16 protein-coding genes are annotated in these 18,430 nt (G+C 46.5%); 8 read left to right on the top strand and 8 right to left on the bottom strand.

What is annotated here, in order from left to right; translation table 11 throughout:
• The first annotated feature begins 90 nt into the window (after positions 1-90).
• Entirely contained in the window at positions 91-789 is a 699-nt protein-coding gene (locus G9G54_RS04305; protein WP_069291426.1) for a queuosine precursor transporter, read from the top strand.
• Between the two features lie 67 nt (positions 790-856).
• On the opposite strand, the gene G9G54_RS04300 is transcribed toward G9G54_RS04305, so the two are convergent.
• Both G9G54_RS04300 and G9G54_RS04295 read right to left on the bottom strand, forming a co-directional pair.
• Positions 857-1,945 (bottom strand): M24 family metallopeptidase, encoded by a 1,089-nt coding sequence (locus tag G9G54_RS04300; RefSeq protein ID WP_165176250.1) that lies wholly within the window; start codon positions 1,943-1,945, stop codon positions 857-859.
• A 72-nt stretch (positions 1,946-2,017) separates the two neighbouring features.
• Positions 2,018-2,746 carry an MBL fold metallo-hydrolase gene (locus G9G54_RS04295; RefSeq protein WP_061829069.1) on the bottom strand — a complete coding sequence of 243 codons (729 nt, stop codon included), beginning with the start codon at positions 2,744-2,746 and terminating at the stop codon, positions 2,018-2,020.
• Between the two features lie 203 nt (positions 2,747-2,949).
• On the opposite strand from G9G54_RS04295, the gene G9G54_RS04290 reads away from it, so the two are divergent.
• Entirely contained in the window at positions 2,950-3,462 is a 513-nt protein-coding gene (locus G9G54_RS04290) for a GNAT family N-acetyltransferase (protein WP_061829070.1), read from the top strand.
• A 121-nt stretch (positions 3,463-3,583) separates the two neighbouring features.
• Here the strand turns inward: G9G54_RS04290 and G9G54_RS04285 are convergent, their stop codons facing one another.
• The 3 genes from G9G54_RS04285 to G9G54_RS04275 all read right to left on the bottom strand — a co-directional run bounded on the left by G9G54_RS04285 (position 3,584) and on the right by G9G54_RS04275 (position 5,761).
• On the bottom strand, positions 3,584-4,018 hold the full coding sequence (locus G9G54_RS04285) for a threonine/serine exporter family protein (protein WP_061829071.1): 435 nt from the start codon (positions 4,016-4,018) through the stop codon (positions 3,584-3,586).
• A 20-nt stretch (positions 4,019-4,038) separates the two neighbouring features.
• Positions 4,039-4,794 (bottom strand): threonine/serine exporter family protein, encoded by a 756-nt coding sequence (locus tag G9G54_RS04280; protein ID WP_061829072.1) that lies wholly within the window; start codon positions 4,792-4,794, stop codon positions 4,039-4,041.
• Between the two features lie 112 nt (positions 4,795-4,906).
• The gene (locus tag G9G54_RS04275; RefSeq protein ID WP_165176248.1) at positions 4,907-5,761 is read right to left on the bottom strand and encodes a hypothetical protein; all 855 of its coding nucleotides are present in this window, start codon (positions 5,759-5,761) and stop codon (positions 4,907-4,909) included.
• A 402-nt stretch (positions 5,762-6,163) separates the two neighbouring features.
• Between G9G54_RS04275 and G9G54_RS04270 the strand changes: the two genes are divergently transcribed.
• Together G9G54_RS04270 and G9G54_RS04265 are read left to right on the top strand one after the other, a co-directional pair.
• Complete coding sequence (locus G9G54_RS04270; RefSeq protein WP_165176246.1) at positions 6,164-6,850, top strand: HAD family hydrolase; 687 nt, start codon at positions 6,164-6,166, stop codon at positions 6,848-6,850.
• Between the two features lie 137 nt (positions 6,851-6,987).
• Positions 6,988-7,668 (top strand): serine/threonine protein kinase, encoded by a 681-nt coding sequence (locus G9G54_RS04265; RefSeq protein WP_069291431.1) that lies wholly within the window; start codon positions 6,988-6,990, stop codon positions 7,666-7,668.
• Positions 7,669-7,752: 84 nt separating this feature from the next.
• Here G9G54_RS04265 and G9G54_RS04260 read toward each other — a convergent pair whose 3' ends face one another.
• The gene (locus tag G9G54_RS04260; protein ID WP_081330736.1) at positions 7,753-9,171 is read right to left on the bottom strand and encodes an NAD-dependent malic enzyme; all 1,419 of its coding nucleotides are present in this window, start codon (positions 9,169-9,171) and stop codon (positions 7,753-7,755) included.
• Positions 9,172-9,443: 272 nt separating this feature from the next.
• Entirely contained in the window at positions 9,444-10,250 is an 807-nt protein-coding gene (speD, locus tag G9G54_RS04255) for an adenosylmethionine decarboxylase (protein WP_013309324.1), read from the bottom strand.
• Between the two features lie 684 nt (positions 10,251-10,934).
• Between speD and G9G54_RS04250 the strand changes: the two genes are divergently transcribed.
• Positions 10,935-11,783 carry a hypothetical protein gene (locus G9G54_RS04250; protein ID WP_165176244.1) on the top strand — a complete coding sequence of 283 codons (849 nt, stop codon included), beginning with the start codon at positions 10,935-10,937 and terminating at the stop codon, positions 11,781-11,783.
• Positions 11,784-11,868: 85 nt separating this feature from the next.
• Here G9G54_RS04250 and G9G54_RS04245 read toward each other — a convergent pair whose 3' ends face one another.
• Positions 11,869-12,882, bottom strand: coding sequence for an RluA family pseudouridine synthase (locus tag G9G54_RS04245; RefSeq protein WP_061829078.1), 1,014 nt, complete (start codon positions 12,880-12,882; stop codon positions 11,869-11,871).
• Between the two features lie 223 nt (positions 12,883-13,105).
• On the opposite strand from G9G54_RS04245, the gene recQ reads away from it, so the two are divergent.
• The 3 genes from recQ (at position 13,106) to G9G54_RS04230 (ending at position 18,427) form a co-directional block, all read left to right on the top strand.
• On the top strand, positions 13,106-15,004 hold the full coding sequence (recQ, locus tag G9G54_RS04240) for a DNA helicase RecQ (RefSeq protein ID WP_165176242.1): 1,899 nt from the start codon (positions 13,106-13,108) through the stop codon (positions 15,002-15,004).
• Positions 15,005-15,060: 56 nt separating this feature from the next.
• On the top strand, positions 15,061-16,929 hold the full coding sequence (locus G9G54_RS04235) for a B12-binding domain-containing radical SAM protein (RefSeq protein WP_165176240.1): 1,869 nt from the start codon (positions 15,061-15,063) through the stop codon (positions 16,927-16,929).
• 184 nt (positions 16,930-17,113) lie between these two features.
• Positions 17,114-18,427, top strand: coding sequence for an alkaline phosphatase (locus G9G54_RS04230; protein ID WP_165176239.1), 1,314 nt, complete (start codon positions 17,114-17,116; stop codon positions 18,425-18,427).
• Positions 18,428-18,430: the final 3 nt, after the last annotated feature.

Below are 18,430 nucleotides of genomic sequence, written 5' to 3'. Positions count from 1 at the left end.
CTATGATACATTAAAATAATGTTTTTCCGGCTTGCTTCGGATGAACCGCGGTTCGCAACCATCCCGCGCTATCAAAACTAGGAGGATTTCATGTTTAATCTGTTATGGGGGGCAGCTTTTGTCCTCGTCAATTTTATGTTCTTTTTGTTATGTTTTCGGTTGTTCGGTAAAAAAGGGCTGTACGCCTGGATTGGTGTTGCTACTGTACTGGCCAACATTCAGGTAACCAAAACGATTGATCTGGTCGGCATTACCACGACATTGGGAAATACGATGTATGTTTCTATGTATATGGCCAGCGACTTACTGAATGAAAAATATGGGCCTAAAGAAGCGCGTAAAGCTGTGTGGTTCGGCTTTTTCACTCTGATTATGACGACGATAACGATGCAGATGGTGCTGCAGTTCCAGCCTACTGCAACGGATTTTGCCCAGACACCGATGCAACAGCTGTTCGGATTGTTGCCAAGACTTGCGCTTGCCAGCTTGACAGCCTATGCGGTCAGTCAATTGCTGGACGTGCGTCTGTACGCCTGGATTCGCAAGTTCTTCCCGGAACGTCATCAGCTCTGGATTCGCGGCAATGGCAGCACGATGATCAGCTCGTTTATAGATACGCTCATTTTCTGTACTATTGCCTTTTACGGTTATGCGTGGGGGATATGGCTCGAGATATTATTCACCACCTACATCTTAAAATTTGTACTGACCGCGGCGGGTACACCCATTTTGTACATCGCACGCAATTTCCGCTTTATAGAAGAGGAGGGGCAAACCCTCAAGCCATGATGGCTTGGGGTTGCCCCTCCTTTTTTTCATCCTTTTTTACATACCAATATAATGAATAGCGATGGGTTTATCCGAGCACTGTCAGTTCTTTTGGAAAAGAGGTAAGCACTTCAACACCATTAGAGGTGACCAAAACGTCATCTTCAATCCGCACACCGCCGAGGCCTGGCACATAGATGCCGGGTTCGATTGTGAACACGAAGCCTTCATGAAGCAGATCGCTATTGCCTCCGTGTACAGATGGATATTCGTGAACACTCATACCAAGGCCGTGTCCAACTCGATGGTTAAAGGCAGGGCCGTATCCAGCGGCTTCAACAACAGCCCGTGCTGCCTGATCTACGGATGCGCAGGAAACTCCCGGGCGAATGGCAGCAATTCCCGCTTCGTTCGAGCGAAGAACCGTATTATAAATCGTTTCCAGCTCAGCAGATAGCTTTCCAAAAGCAAAAGTACGTGTAATATCCGAAGCATAGCCATCGGAGTATACGCCCATATCAAACATGAGCAGATCGCCAGGCTGTAGCTTGCGGGTGCCTGGAACACCATGAGGCAAGGCTGTTTTGGGTCCAGACAGCACTGTTGTGTCAAAGGACGGGCCATCTGCGCCGATCTTCTTCATCTGGTATTCGATTTCTGCCACCAGCTCGACTTCCGTCACCCCTTCGCGCACATGAGTGAGACCGTGACGAAGAGCATCTTCTACCAAACGAGCTGCATGTTTCAGACGTTGTACTTCCTCAGGAGTTTTTCTCACACGCATTTCTTGAAGCACAGGACCCAGATCCACATATTGAGCCGCGCCAATAGCAGTATGTAACTGTTCATAACGGAGGACGGAGACGTGCTCCTTTTCCAGCGCGAATGTTTTCACTCCGGTGCCTGTACGTTGACGCAACAGATCATATGGATTGTCCGTATCGGTGTGGGTGGATATACGAGTCACAGAAGAAGCAGCTTGGGCGGCTTCTGCATCCAGAGCGGGTACGATCAGTTCTGGTTCTTGGTCTCGAAGCAGCACGAGACCAAGAAAACGCTCATGCGGATCACTGGCAAAGCCCGTCAGGTAGTAAATATGTTTGGGATCGGTCACAAGCAGGCCATCCCAAGATTGTGATTTCAGTTCATCATATAATCTTGTAATTTTATCATTCATAGAGTCTCATTCCTTTCTGTCCATGTATTCATTATAGCTCTTATTACATCATAATTTATAGCTTTGAATGGCTTACTCTCTTGCCTGACTTAATGTTTGCAGACGTGCTTGTACGTTCTGATCATAGTAGCCGCCATGGTAGCAGATTACCTTTTCAACATCCAATACCGTCAGCTTTTCGAGGCTCTTCAGAGCCAATGGCATATCCGGCGTAGCCGACTCAGCAGGACCGACCAGTTCACCTTCGACTACCAGCAGTTCATCTGCTGCCAATAATAGCTTTTGTGCGGGCACATACAAGCTGATATGCCCGGGCGTGTGACCGGGTGTATGAATAATCTGTATGCCCCCACCATAAGGCAGATGCTCACCGTCCTCAAGAATATGAGCAAAGCGCAAATCTGGCAGGCGGCGAATCATATCCTCTGCTTGCTGCTTGAGCACAGTATCCATTTGTTTAATCCGTTCCGACGTCAGCTTCACAAACGGTCGCTCTCCTGTCATGTAAGGAACGTCATCCTTATGGGCTAACAGGGCAGTATTCGGCAGCAGATCCAGCAGTGCATGAACATTTCCGATATGGTCAATATCCTGATGTGTTAAAATAATTCTTTTCACGCGGCTGATATCCTCACCCACATCTGAGATAGCCTTGCGTAATGGCTCCAATTGGCCGAGCATTCCCGTGTCAATCAGTGTAAGTCCATCCTCGTCCTTGAGCAGTACAGGATAAATAGTCGTTTTTCCAAAAAAAGATTCCATAGGTATTTCCAAAATCAAGAGTTGAGTTCCAATATTCATATTAAGCTGCTTCAGAATCCTTGACTCCGAAACATACCTCCCGTCTCATCGTGTTAAATCGCTTTCCCCGTTTTTATTTTTCCTTATCTTCAAGCTCTATTATAAAACCCTTTGGGACTAATCCGCAAAACAACTCGATATGGCTGATCGGGCGCTTGTCTTGTACAATAAATAAATCACACCATAGGAGGCGGATACGAATAATGAATCAGGACCAATCTTTTTCCATTGAATTTGCGTGCAGAGAGGATCTTCCCGATATTGTGGATATTTATAATTCTACGATTGCAGGACGAATGGTCACCGCAGATCTGGAACCGGTGACAGTGGAGAGCCGCATTCCATGGTTTGAGGCTCATCAGGAGAACCACCGCCCTTTGTGGGTTTTAAAGCAAAAGGGGACCATTGCCGGTTGGGCCAGCCTTCAGTCCTTTTATGGGCGTCCAGCTTATAACGGTACAGCAGAAATTAGCATTTACGTCCATGAGGATTCTCGTGGAACCGGAACAGGAAGTCGACTGGTACAGCATTTGCTAAATGAATGTCCGAGACTGGGGATTACAACGTTGTTGGGATTTGTTTTTGGTCATAATGAGCCAAGTATTGGGCTGCTGCGGAAGTTTGGTTTTGAGCAATGGGGGTACTATCCGCGTGTAGCTGTGCTGGACAGCATAGAGCGAGATTTGGCGATATTGGGCAAGCGAGTGGATGAATAATAGTTTATGACAGTTAAATATTTTTTGTAATGTGTACAGAAAAAGGCTGTTTCCAAAATCGTCTCATACACTGCGGATGAATTTGGGAGCAGCCTCTTTTATTTTGCTATTTTCATCGCTTTTAACGCTGAGGTCTAAAACGTATGTTGTGAAAAATTTGATTAAGCACCTCAGAGAGCACCAAACCGACAGCAATAGCTCCTGCGATCATCAGCGTGCTCAGGGCCAGCTCCAGTGCCTGAGGATAATGTTGTTGTACGAACTGGCGCATGGCATTATAGGCCATTCCCCCTGGAACGAGCGGAATCATGCCTGCTACGCTGAAAATAATCACAGGCATTTTGTACAGCCGCGCAAAGCCTTGACTGACGATGCCGATAAGGATCGTTGCTAAAAGGCTGGCGCTCACAGGTCCCATGCTGTCCGTGGTTGAATAATAGACCAGCCAGCCTAGCATACCGACAAAACCACATTGCAGCAGCGAGCGCCGGGGGGCGTGGAAAAGTATGCCGAAACCAGCGGTGGCAATAAAGCTTGTGAATAATTGTGCAAGCATAGACTTGAATCTCCTCCGAATCACATATAAGAAATGATAACCGCAACGCCAGCTCCAATGCCGAAAGATGTCAGGCAAGCATCGGCTCCCTTGGAAAGACCCGAAACCAGGTGTCCGGACATTAAATCACGAATGGCATTTGTAATTAACAAGCCTGGAACCAGTGGCATGACGGAGCCAATTATAATTTTATCCATCATCTGTCCCCAGCCTACTATCGTTAACAGAGCCGCTAGCAAGCCGATTAGAAAAGATGCAGAAAACTCTGAGAAAAACTTGACCTTAACGAGCCTGTGAAAATACTGTACGGCTGCAAATCCGATACCGCCGCATAACACAGCTGCGGGGAAGTCTCGCCAGACACCACCAAACATAATCATAAAGCAACCGCTGGCCAACGCAGCAGCCATCAGCTGTACACGGTTGGAATAGCGGAGGGGGCCACGCTCAATCTCCGCAAGCTCCTTGACGGCAGCGCGGGGAGACAAATCACCTGTGCTGATTTTACGTGAAATGGAATTGACCTCTGTCACCTTGTGCAAATCGGTGGTCCGCTCTACGATGCGGATGAGCTTGGCAGGCTCCGAATCATTAATAGCAAAAAAAATCCCAGTTGGTGTTACATAGCTATGGGACTGGGATATGCCATAGGCTGAAGCAATGCGGGACATCGTGTCTTCAACACGATAGGTTTCGGCTCCATTTTGCATCATCAGTTTGCCCGCCAACAGACAAACTTCAATGATTTCAGGAGTAGGATAGGAATGATTATTCATACTCGCTCTCTTTCATTCGTACCGGGCCGTTCGACCCTATTATTTTCATTTATTGTAGCACAAAAAGCCGCCTTTTCAGAGGCGGTTATGTTAGGGGGAATCGAAGTTTTCGTCAAGATTCTATCATATCGGGAATAACGGTATAGTAGGACTCTTCCAGATATGTTGCGGCCTCAGATAGGCCCATCAACTTAAGCTGTCCAGCTACAAAAGCACGAAGGGCAGAATGGGTGAACAGATGCCGTGTCTGGGCATCCCGAATAAAGGCCAGTCTGGCTTCACGCGAACCGTTATAGAACAATTCACGTACAGCTTCGCCTTGTTGTTCCCAAAGGAAAGGCTCCGTTACGGTCAAGAGGGTACTTTCCATAGAAGAGCTATGCTTCGCGGAAGAAGATACCTGAATGCCCAAGCCGTTCAGCGTAGGAGCTGCTTCATTGTGCTTCCGTTCTGCTCGCAAGCTGTCGATATAGGCAGCCATATCCTGAATCGGTTCGATACCAAAGCGTTCCCGAAAGGATTCGCGTACAAACGCGGTGCGTTCATCTACAAGCTGAGGCAGTCGCTGACCTGCATGTCCAGAATAGTCGTCTCCGCTGGCGTAGTATCGTTTTAATGAACTGTTCTCTGTATAAACAACGCTTAAAAAATCCTGCAAATGACGGGCAACCACCCATACACCCGTCCAATCGACGGGAGATACGCATACGATAGGGGCCTGTGAAAGGTCCTTTTCAAGACCAAAATCCGTTAAAAAGCCATAATGTATTCCGTCCACTCCTGCGTGGGCAAAAGGAATAACATCTGGTGGTGTAGCCATATATCGTGGCGCGCGGCCCTGCTCCATAATCAATCCCAAATCAAAACTCAGAGAATGCCGGTTCGCTTCGAGCTCCTTTTCAAATTCTATAAGTGCCTCAATCAAAGGTGTAGCTGATCCATAGGCTAGGTTAGAACCGGAATCCATCGTGTATGCCTCCCTTATCCAATACATCCATAAAGCGTTCATCCCTAAAAGGTACGTGATTTTACACGAAATGTAAACCTGTATGACGAATATTTTCAAAAATGTGACCTTTTACCCGTGTGTTGTCAAATAAAACGCTTTCGGGCAAAGCAGGACAAGATACCTATGTTAGCTCGGTAGAGAAGTAAAGTGGGTTTGCGAAAATGCGGTCTTTTCAGTGTATGTTAGCAACCGTGAAGTGTGATTGCAGGATGCGCGGTGTGAAGGACAAGGTGCAACGTAACAGGCCAACGGGTATAATATCAGGACAAGGTGAAAAGGAGCGTCATCCGAAGATTTAACAGAAAGAAGTGGGCATATGAACTTGCAAAAGAAGGCTGTTTTTTTGATGTAGATGATACGATGTACGATCATTTGCACCCTACACGCGATGCATTGCGTACAGTATTAGGATTAAGTGAGCGTTTTCCTTATGAGAAAGCCTACCATCGTATTCGCTATTACAGCGATGTACTGTCGGCTAAAGGAGGACTATTGGAGGGGAAGGCAGGGCCGGATGAACTGGATGAGATGAGGGAAGGCCGTTTCATTCTGGCTTTACAAGAATTCGGGGTAGAAATTACCCGTGAGCAGGCAGTACATGTTCAGCAAGAATACTTGGATCGTCAGTACCGAATTGAGCCTTTTGAGGGGGCTACCTCGTTAATAAATGATTTGAGCTCGGCTGGCTTTTTGGTTGGATTAATTACAAATGGTCTTGAAGAACACCAGATGAGCAAGATCAAGGCGATGGCGTTGGAAAATCATGTTGCGGCAGAGCATATCTTTGTATCTGGGACCGTTGGCTATGCAAAGCCTGATCCGCGCATCTTCGAAGTAGTGAATGAGCGGACAGGAACGTTAGCAGAGCATTGCTGCTACATTGGGGATTCCTGGCGTAATGACGTGGCGGGAGCTATAGCTGCAAATTGGCAGGTGATCTGGTTCAATCACAGGAATGCTCTCCCGGAAACTGATGTGCTGGGGGACTATAAAACAGCAGCAAGCTATGCAGAGTTAAGAAGGTTGCTGCTGCCGGACGCTCGTTAGACACGGTACATACCGTATTTTTTTAAAGAATTAACCTATTTTGAAGCCATTCCAAAAGATAAACCGTAATACTATTTATCTGTTATAGAACTAACTTCATTGGTAAAGGTTTAGAACAGAGAAGGAGGGGATCGCGCATGGTAGAACAATGGAGGCAGGCAGAAGACATCATAAGTCAAGTGACCGTATACAGTACAGAGGATAATGATCCGGTTACCATTAAAACAGCTACTCAAGACGTCCGCTGTATTGGCATCGGGACAGATGCGGCCGTATTTACGCTCGATACGTTGCCAGGCTACGCGTTCAAGGTGTACTCAGACATGGCGATCGAGAAGAAAGATGCGGAGGCCGACGTATATGAGCGTTTGCGAGGGTCTGACTTTTTTCCTCATTATTACGGAAAAGGCGACAAGTATATTGTCATAAGTTATGAATCTGGTATTACGCTGCTGGATTGTTTGCTGCAAGGAATTCCTGTGCCAGAGCAGGTCATTCTGGATGTGGAAAAGGCGAGGGAATTTGTCCGGTCCAAGGGGCTGAATCCCCGTGATATTCACCTCAAGAATGTACTTATGCAAGACGGGCGTGCCAAGGTATTGGACGTATCGGAATACGTGAAGGAAGGCGATGACAAGCGCTGGGAGCATTTGGTGTGGGCATATCATACGTTTTATTCCGGTATCTCGGAGGTTAAAGTGCCCTCATGGATTTTGGATACGATTAAAAAATGGTACTACAAGCTGGATAACTCCAACTTTAATCTGGAGGAGTTTGCTCAGCGTGCCAGCCAATTGTTCTCTAAATGGAGGTCATAACCGCTGTAAAGATAACGGATATGAAGTTTGATCTCTCGATAGCAAAAAGGATTGCACCCGCATTAGGGGAGCAATCCTTTTCTTTTATCTGAAATCCCGAGGCACTCTTCTGGCTGTACCGCTCGCAATCGCGGCTTGGATTACCTTTTCACGTACCCGCTGAACCGCACTCTCGTTAAATACACCTGGGATAATATACAACTTGTTTAGTTCTTCAGGACGGATCGTGCCTGCGATGGCCTCTGCGGCCGCCAGCTTCATCTCTTCGTTGATTTCACGGGCACGGCAGTCGAGCGCTGCTCGAAAGATGCCAGGGAAACAAAGTACATTGTTAATTTGGTTGGGATAGTCCGAACGTCCGGTGGCGATGACACCTGCAATGTCCTCGACGTCCTCTGGCGCAATTTCAGGAACCGGGTTAGCCATAGTGAACAGCACCGGGGCTTCTTTCATACGTTTCACGTCTTCTCGTTGCAGTATTCCACCTGCCGACAGACCGATAAACACGTCAGCGTCCTTCAGAACCTCGGACAGCGTGCCCGACAGCCGATCAGGGTTGGTATGCTGTGCATACCAGTTCCACATTGGATGCTCGTATGTTTCATCAGCTGTAAGAGCCCCATGGCGATCTACGCCAATGATGTTGACAGCCCCTGCAGATAGCAAAATTTTGGTGCAAGCCACACCCGCAGCCCCGATACCACAGACGACAATTTTGACGTCAGACAGGGCTTTGCCGACAACTTTGAGCGCATTGATCAGCCCTGCGTATAAAACGACAGCTGTGCCGTGCTGATCGTCATGAAAAACAGGTATGTCCAGCTCTTTACGTAACCGCTGTTCAATCTCAAAGCATCGTGGCGATGAAATATCCTCCAGATTAATACCGCCAAAAGCTGGGGCCATTTGCTTAATGGCCTTAATGATCTCTTCGGTGTCCTGCGTATCCAGACAGATTGGAAAGGCATCGACGGAGCCGAGCTGCTTGAACAGCATGGCTTTGCCTTCCATAACCGGCATGGCTGCATAGGGACCGATGTTACCTAGCCCGAGGACAGCGCTTCCGTCAGAGACGACAGCGACCGTGTTGCGCTTGATCGTCAAACGGAAAGCTTTGTCGGGTTCCTCGTGAATCGCCATGCATACGCGTGCCACATCGGGGGTATATACCCGGGATAAGTCATCGCGGTTTTGAATTGGGACTTTGGGCTGCATTTCAATTTTGCCTCCGAGGTGTAGTAGGAAGGTGCGATCAGAGATGGATAATACTTTAACACCTTGTGCTTTTTTAATTCGGGCAATCATACGGTCGATTTCTGCTGGATCGGCAATGGTAACTGTAATATCCCTCACAGTGACCTTCTCAGAGGTGCTAATGACGTCAATGGCAATCACATCTCCGCCATGTTCGTTTACCAGCGTAATCAATTGACCAAATTGGATGTGCCCGGTGGAAATTTCCAATCGTAAAATGATGTTTTTACCGCCAATACCGCCTTGCATACAAATTCCTCCTTTGTTTTCCATAACAAAATCATACGTAGGATCAATTGATTGCGCTTACAATAAGAAGCGGATGTAAAATCCATGCTGTTACTTTAAATTAGTGGTTTCTTCCCCTATCATAGTGAACAATCTCTCGCTTGTACAGATCAAGTTGAGTACTATCTATTATTTTGTATTTAAAAAAGGACGAAAGCCCGGCTATATCCCAGTCCAAGCGAGCATCCTTTTTTCAATGAAATGATCTATTTTATTTTTACGCATTCGATCTGTTACGTCATATTTTTACCGTAGTAAATTTCGTCCATTTCGATTTTGAGACGTGTTGATATATTTTGTTGCTCTTTTTCACTCAGGCTTTCCTTGGTGTAGCCGAACAGGTAATTGTCCAGATCGAATTGTTTTAGCTTACATTTGGTATGGAAAATATTTTCCTGATACACATTCACGTCGATCATGTCATACTGACTGCGCACTTCGTCCGGAATATAGTTTTGAATGGAGGCGATATCATGGTCGATGAAAAGCTTATGTCCATTCGTATCACGTGTGAAGCCGCGCACCCGATAATCAATCGTCATAATGTCGGTGTCGAAAGAATGAGTCAAATAGTGGAGTGCCTTGAGCGGGGAGATTTCCCCACAGGTAGAGACATCAATATCTGCTCGAAACGTACTGATCCCCTCGTCTGGATGATATTCCGGGTAGGTGTGAACCGTAATGTGGCTTTTATCCAGCTGTATCACGACAGATTCAGGTAGGGGGCCGGGTGACTCGGCATAAGATTCAGTCGGTACCTCCACAATGGGTCCTTCTGATATAAGTACGGTCACGCTGGCTCCTTGAGGTACATAATCCTGCTGGGCTACGTTGAGCACGTGGGCGCCGATAATGTCAGATACATTTTTTAAAATAGCTGTCAGTCGATCTGAGTTGTATTGTTCATCAATATATTCAATGTACGCCTCGCGTTCTTCTTTGGTTTTGGTGTAACAAATATCGTACATGTTGAAGCTCAATGATTTGGTCAGGTTGTTAAATCCGTGCAGGGTAATCCGCTGTTCCGGTGTTATGGTCATAGGCTATTTCCCCTTATAGTCGCAGTATTCGTACATAATATTCCCAACACGCCTTTTCATATACCGATTCATAAAATCAGTTTTGTAACTGTTAGATTAAAGGCTTGAACAAGTATGTCTTACCCGTTTGGCATAATTAAAAACAGGTAGGGGAGTGGCTTTGTTTTTACATGTATGGAAATTTTAATGTATATATATTTTATTTCTTACTCAGCAATTTTTAAGTAACAGGACTTATAATGTGGACTATGCATACGAAGAAGGAACTGAATGGACAGAGGAGTCGTAGTAAGACATAAGAACCGGGTTAGTCATTCATTAATTTAATGTGTTTCACCTTCACAATGCCGAAAGCTTAACCGAATATGATTATAGACCCAAAAAAATAGTGATTTTGTATATTGCGAAAATCGAGAAAAGCAACTTCAGCTAATAATAGGCGTATAATGAAATAAACGTAAGAAGCTGAGAATTATGAAGTTAAAATGAATTTTGATAGCAAAATTCATTTTATAAACCGATCAAATATTACTATAAGGATTTTACAAAATTCGATTCCAGTCGCTCCGAAGTGCAAGTTATAGACGAACTAAACCATTTCGATCTATATGTTGTTCATTGGAATTTGCTTATTGGATTTTTGCAAAATCCTCTACTGTAAAAAACGGTGGAAGGAGTATCAAGATGCTGGCTTTGTCCGATCCGGCCTGGACTCTACTCCAAGGCCCCTACGGTTCCTCTCAATACGTCCCAGAAATGTTGAAACAGCTCCAAGCCGGATATGACGGCGAAATGGCTGACACCTTGTATTGGGAGGAACTGTATCACCAAAATACATTGTATACTTGTACATTTGCGGCTGTTCCTTACCTTGTAGACATTGCGTTAAAAAGTTCTGATATAGGGATTCGTGCAGATATTTATAACATTTGCGGAATATTCGAAGCGAAGAATAACAATCCCTTACATACCAAAGTTCCATTGGAATTTACAAGGGATCAGGTGAAAGTGGATTCTAGTGTGGCTGAATATATTTATGCGCAATATCGGTGTGCCATTGTCCGACTTGCAGAATTGACTGAAGAAATGGTGCTCTATGCGAAAGAACACGAAGGAGATGTAGGTAAACGCTATGTTCTGGCTGCGGGTGCCGCTTTTCAGGGATATCGCTGCATAGCTTATATGCTACAAAGCTTCGATACAGGTGACGAATATACGCTGGATTGTCCGCATTGCGGTACCCCGCTTTATATTTGGCCTGATGAACAGAATGACACCCTGGTTGTCTATGATAAGGATCCTGTAAATTCAGACAATCTGGTTCCCCATCCGATCCGCCCCCGTTCATTGGACCATAAAGGTGCTAATATACAGTGGTTACACGAATATGCCCAAAAAATTGAAGAGAACAAGCTTCTTGCTCAATTACCCTATTTAATCGGTTGGCTAGATTGTCCAGTGTGTAATACGCCCATATATATATGGGATGAGTTGATGAAAATGGCTGATGGTGTTCGGAGGTATACCGCTTAATCAATCAAAAAAGGGTGCTGTTTTCTACAGCCCCCTCATTTCCTCTTCTATTTTTCCATCTAATCTCCGTATGCTTTGCTCAATTCTATTCCCGAAACGGATTCAAAAAAGTTTTAGGAATATCGGATTCAAAACGCAGCAATACTCCGGTGACGGGATGAATAAATGACAATACCCTCGCATGTAGGCCAAGGCGCCCAATCGACTTGGATTTGGAACCGTATTTTTTATCTCCAACGATTGGATGACCGATATCCTCCATATGTACGCGGATTTGATTTTTGCGTCCGGTTTCCAAACGTACTTCCAGCAAAGAAAAATGACGATTGGCTTGAAGCAGCTTGTAATGAGTAACTGCGTGCTGTCCGTCATTCGGATAAGGACTGGAATACATTTTTAGCGTCTTGCTTTCTTTCAGCCATGAGGTGATTGTACCCTCAGCTTTTTTAACCTGTCCTTCTACAAGAGCAATGTATGTTCGTTCATACACAACTTCCTTCCACGCTTTTTGCATTTCCTGCTGTATGGCTTCGCTTTTTGCAAACATCATCACTCCTGATGTATCACGATCCAAACGATGCAGTACAAAAATACGATTGTACGGATGTTCGCGCCTCACATGGGCCGTAAGCTGGCGATAGGCTGTTACTTCCTGCTCCTGCGCTGAAGCCACGGACAGCAACCCGGCATCCTTATGGATAACGATAATGGCTTCATCCTCATGCAAGATACGTAGCCCAGTCAGTGGTACGACGGGAGTTACTTTTTCCTTGGAAAGCGCGACAGTCTGACCTTGCTCCAGTGGAAAATTGTGCACGGTACGCGGAATGCCGTTGACGGACACCTGCCCACGAGCCAGTGCTGATTTAATGGAGTTACGACCCATGCCAGTCACATGCTCTACTAAAAAGCTTAATAGCTCGGCAGGCTCCTGGACGATGTATGTTTTGGCAGGGGCTTTATCAAAAGCATTCGTTCTCCGTTGAGCTTCCGGTCTATGGGAGCCAGATCTTCCGGCAGGTTTGTGACTGCGTTTGGAATGGCTTGCGTTTGACGTAGATTTTGTATGATTTTTCCGTTGGGGTTTCCGATTGTTCATGGGTTCTTTCTCCTTCTTGGAACCGTGTCTCTTCATAATTATGGACAAATTTGCGGCACCGTGTTCACTATATCATGAGAAAACAGCGAACGCCATAAGGGACTAAACCAGATTGGCAGTCTTCTAGCGGTTGAACATTACCCTGAACCCCGGTAAACTAAAGGTAACGAAAGAAAAGCCGATATGCGTCAAGGACGCTAGAAATATGAGGAGTTTTGAAACTATGAGTGTACAAGCACCAACATTGGAACGGGCGCAGGACTTGCTGCAAAAATTTTATGGCTATCCCGATTTCCGGGAGGGACAAAAGAAAATTGTGGCCAGTATGCTGGAGGGCAACGATACGTTGGGCATCATGCCGACAGGGGGCGGAAAATCGATATGCTACCAGATCCCCGCGTTGTTGCATGAGGGGCTGACCATTGTCGTGTCACCGCTCATCTCGCTGATGAAGGACCAGGTGGATGCGCTGACCACCATGGGGATTGCTGCTGCCTACATCAATAGTACGTTGAGTGGTCGAGAAGTGAATGATCGCATACGAGCCGCACGGAATGGTGACTTGAAGTTACTGTATGTCGCACCGGAACGACTGGAATTGGACTGGTTTCGCGATGAAATGGCTCAGTTGCCGATTTCCTGCGTTGCGGTAGATGAGGCTCACTGCGTATCCCAGTGGGGCCATGATTTCCGTACCAGCTATCTGGCTGTGGCTCCATTCGTGGACGGGCTGTATGAACGCCCAATCGTGGCGGCGTTTACGGCAACGGCGACACCGCAGGTCATGGATGACATCGTGCGCCTGCTTCGTCTGCGCTCACCGGAGACGTTCGTTACAGGCCTTGGACGGCCCAATTTGGCGTTCAGTGTGCTGCGTGGGGAAGACAAACGCAGCTTTTTGCTGAATTATACCCGTGAGCATGAGGGTGAATCGGGCATTATTTATGCGGCGACACGTAAGGACGTGGACGATTTGTACCAACGGCTACGTGACGCAGGCATGGCGGCCGGACGCTATCATGCCGGGATGACAGATCAGGAACGTGCAGATAGCCAGGAAGGGTTTCTGTACGACGATATCCGTGTCATTGTAGCAACCAATGCCTTTGGCATGGGGATAGATAAATCGAACGTACGCTATGTCATTCACTACAACATGCCTAAAAATATGGAGGCTTACGTACAAGAGGCGGGACGCGCAGGACGTGATGGCGACCCGAGTCAATGTATTTTGCTGTTCGGACCGCAAGATATTGTGACGCAGAAGTTTCTGATTGAGCAAAATCCACAGGATGAAGACCGCAAGCGCAACGACTACCGCAAGCTCCAGCAGATGGTTGATTATTGCTACACGACTCGTTGTCTACGTACGGCACAGCTTGAGTATTTTGGAGAAGCGGAGGAGCATGAAGCTTGCGGCATATGCAGTTCATGTACAGATGAACGGGAATTGGTTGATATGACCATAGATGCGCAAAAGATTTTTTCGTGCATTCATCGCATGCGGGAACGTTATGGGGTCTCGATGGTCGCTTCGGTGTTGAAAGGATCGCGTAACAAAAAAGTGCTGCAATATGGTTTTGACAGCCTGCCAACATATGGCGTGATGGGCAACCGGACGGAAAAAGAAATTGCCGAAATTATCAATGTTCTTGTTTCGGAAGGCTATCTAATGTTGTCCGAGGGACAATATCCGGTCGTACGCTTGCAGCAGCTTGCGGCTGAGGTGCTGAAAGGCCAGCGAGAAGTCATGCAGCGTGTGGTGCGACATGCCACGGCTTTTGCAGGTGGAGCAGGTTCACGCGGACGACAGGGACGCGATGCATACCCGGCTGCAGTCAACGAAACCGTGTTCGAGCAATTGCGCCTGATCCGCCGCGATCTGGCCGCTCAGGAGCATGTACCGTCTTATATCATTTTCAATGATGCAACGCTGCGTGAGATGAGCGTAGCGAGCCCGCAATCCGAGGCAGACATGTTGCGGATCAAGGGTGTCGGCGAAGTGAAGTTCCGCAAGTACGGCAAGCCGTTTCTTGATTTTTTCCAAAATCAGGGGAGTATCGGGGGAACGGTAAGCGAGGACGAGATTTATGCAGACGATGTGTACGAGGATTTTGAATAGCTATACTAAGGTAAGGGGATATAACAGTTCATGCAAACTATAGAAGGTTGTGACCTATGAAAGTCATTTTATCAACGTTAAATGCAAAATATATTCATACCTCGCTGGCCATTCGATGCCTCAAAGCCTACAGTGAAAAGGACTTTGATATCGAGTTGGCGGAGTACACGATTAAGGACCCGGTGATGAACATCGTATCCGATTTGTTTCAACGCGGGGCAGATGTCATCGGCTTTTCCTGTTATATTTGGAACATTGAAGAGACGATCAAAGTCATTGATGTGTTGAAAAAGATTATGCCCGAGGTCAAAATTGTTCTGGGTGGTCCAGAGGTATCCTACGATACGGATCACTGGATGAAGCGCTTGGCGAATGTGGATTTTATCGTGGTTGGTGAAGGAGAGGAAACCTTCCATCAACTGCTGCAGGAGCTGGAAGGGGATGGCAAGTTCCATTTTGTGTATGGACTGGCTTACCGTAAGGGAGAAGAGGTTATTCAGATGCCCGGTCGCCCGAAAGCGGACTTGAACGAGCTACCGTCGCCCTATCGTTTTGCAGAGGATATACCGGAACTTGGGAAACGGGTTGTTTATTTTGAAACGAGCCGAGGCTGTCCGTTCAGTTGCCAGTTTTGTCTGTCGAGCATCGAAGTTGGGGTGCGCTATTACGATATCGAGCGTACAAAGTCGGATATTCTGTATCTGATCGACAATGGAGCCAACCTAATTAAGTTCGTGGATCGGACGTTTAACATTAAACGCGATTATGCGCTGGAAATGTTCAAATTTTTGATTGAAAATCACCGTGGTTGTGTCTTCCAGTTTGAGATTACGGCAGATATTATGCGTCCCGAAGTATTGGATTATTTAGCGGAAAACGCGCCGCCGGGCGTGTTTCGTTTTGAAATCGGTGTCCAATCAACGAATGATCCTACCAATGAGCTGGTTAAACGTCGCCAGAACTTTACCAAACTTTCCCGTACTGTTACCAAGGTCAAACAAAGTGGTAAAATCGACCAGCATTTGGATTTGATCGCCGGATTGCCCTTGGAGGACTACAACACATTCCGTAAAACGTTTAATGACGTTTTTGCGCTCGGCCCGGAAGAGCTTCAACTTGGCTTCCTCAAAATGCTGCGTGGCACCGGACTACGTATCGACGCAGACAAGTATAACTATACGTATATGGATGTTGCGCCGTATGAAATGTTGAGCAATGACGTCCTTTCCTTTGCCGATATCGTCCGGCTCAAGCGCTTGGAAGATGTATTGGAAAAATACTGGAACTCTCATCGTATGGATCATACAGTTAACTATCTGATCGAGCGCGAATTCTCGTCCGCCTTTGATTTCTTTCAGGAATTCGGAGACTACTGGGAAGGACAGGGCTGGCAAAAAATCGGGCATCAGCTCGAAGACTTGTTCACGCGTCTCCAGTCCTTTCTAGAATCGCGTGGAACAAAGCGAATGGATATGGTGCTTGGATTGATGAAGCTTGATTATTTCCTTAACCATAAATATAAGCCGCGTAAAATTTGGTGGGAGCATACCTTGGAGAAGAATGATTGGTCCAGTTATATGAAAATGGTTCTCCAGCATCCGGATGCGCTGTTGTCGCCTGTGGTTGCAGATTTTGTGGCAGATGCGAGCAAGGAGAGTACAGGTGGGACGGATGTAGGCAGTCAACAGTCGCAGCCATACCGCGAGATTATTCCAGCCTTTGCTTCCTTGAAGCTGAGTGAAAAAGAACTGCAAAAGCACGCTGTGCTGGATGTACTGCCGTTCAGTTTGGATCATATTCTGAGCGGAGGAAGCCCATTGACAGCCGAAGGCCGCACCCTGCTGCTTGTAGTCTATCAGCAAAATGGACAGCAAAAACCGCTCTACTACACCATGCCGATCGGCAAAAATATCGCCGCCATTTAAATAAAAACGCCAGAGGGCATCGACTTTGATATACCAAGAGTCGGTGTCTTTTTTTGTTTTATAAATAAATAGGCGCCCATCCAAATTTTACATTCGCATAATCTATTGCTTTACGATGCTTTACAAAACAAATATATGATTACTTTATCATATATGAATATCAAATTTATTGGAGTGTGACCTTGTGAAAAAGCGTTCGATGAAAAAGAGTATCCTTGCTTTAGGTGCCATTACCGTTTTGAGTGCGCCATTGTTATCTGCTAATATCCCTAACGCTTTTGCAGCCTCATCTAATACCAAGTCTACTACCGCACAGGTATCCAAAGGACTGAAAACTTCGTCAGCGAAAGTCGATGCTCCTAAGAATGTCATTCTTTTTATCGGCGATGGTATGGGAGAAGCAAGTCGCAACGCGATTCGCTTGGCGACGGTAGGGAAATCGGGATTACTTGAAATGGATAACATGCCTGTAACCGGCCTGGTTAGTACAAGTTCAGGGGATAACCTGGTTACGGATTCTGCCGCGGCTGCAACTGCCATTGCAACAGGTGTGAAAACGTATAACGGCGCAATCGGAATGGATTTGAATAAAAAACCAGTGACAACGATTATGGAGCTGGCTAAAAAAGCAGGCATGTCTACAGGTGTCGTGACGACAAGCCAAGTGACAGACGCAACGGGGGCCGCCTTTGGTGCGCATGTCGAAAAACGCTCCGCTCAAAGCGAGATTGCCAAGCAGTATCTGGAGAAAAGCAAGCTGGATGTTATTCTGGGCGGTGGTGAGGATTTCTGGTACCCTGCCGGAACAGTAGGCAAACATCCAGATGCTCCGGCAGAAGATCCTGAGGAAGCTAGTAAGGGAACTCAAGGAAATTTGGTAGAACAAGCGAAGAAGCTGGGTTATAGCTATGTGACGGATCAGACAGAAATGAAAGCAGCTAAAGGTTCTAAGTTGTTAGGGCTGTTCGCCAATGAAGAGATGTTTCAAGCTCACAACAAGCTGGGTAACTCTTACAACCCAACGGTTTCTCTACCGGATATGACGGCTAAAGCGATTGATGTTCTTTCCAAAAACCAAAAAGGTTTTTTCCTGATGGTAGAAGAAGAAGGAACGGATGAGATGGCGCATGACAATGAAGGGGAGTTAACGATTAAGGCTGGGCAACAACTTGATAAGGCCGTTAAAGTAGCTAAAGAGTATGCCAAAGCGCATCCAGATACATTAGTGTTGGTGACGGCAGATCATGAAACGGGCGGTTTGGCGATTGAAGGTGAAGATGCGGAGGATGAATCCGGTGAAGGCATTTCCAAAGAGGATGGCCCTTTTACTGTAAAAGGCTCCGATGAGAAGTTTTATATCGACTGGACCACGGGTGGACATACATCTGTTGATGTGGCGTTAACCGCGATGGGACCTGGGTCTTCTCAGTTTAGCGGGAATTATCCGAATACTGCCATTCATGACAAGTTAGTAAAGTTGCTTCAATTAAAGAAGTAACAT

It is taken from the genome of Paenibacillus sp. EKM212P (genome assembly GCF_011066115.1).
GTDB lineage: Bacteria > Bacillota > Bacilli > Paenibacillales > Paenibacillaceae > Paenibacillus > Paenibacillus polymyxa_B.
The sequence above is the reverse complement of the archived record's forward strand: the minus strand, read 5'-3'. Positions and strand labels throughout refer to the sequence as shown.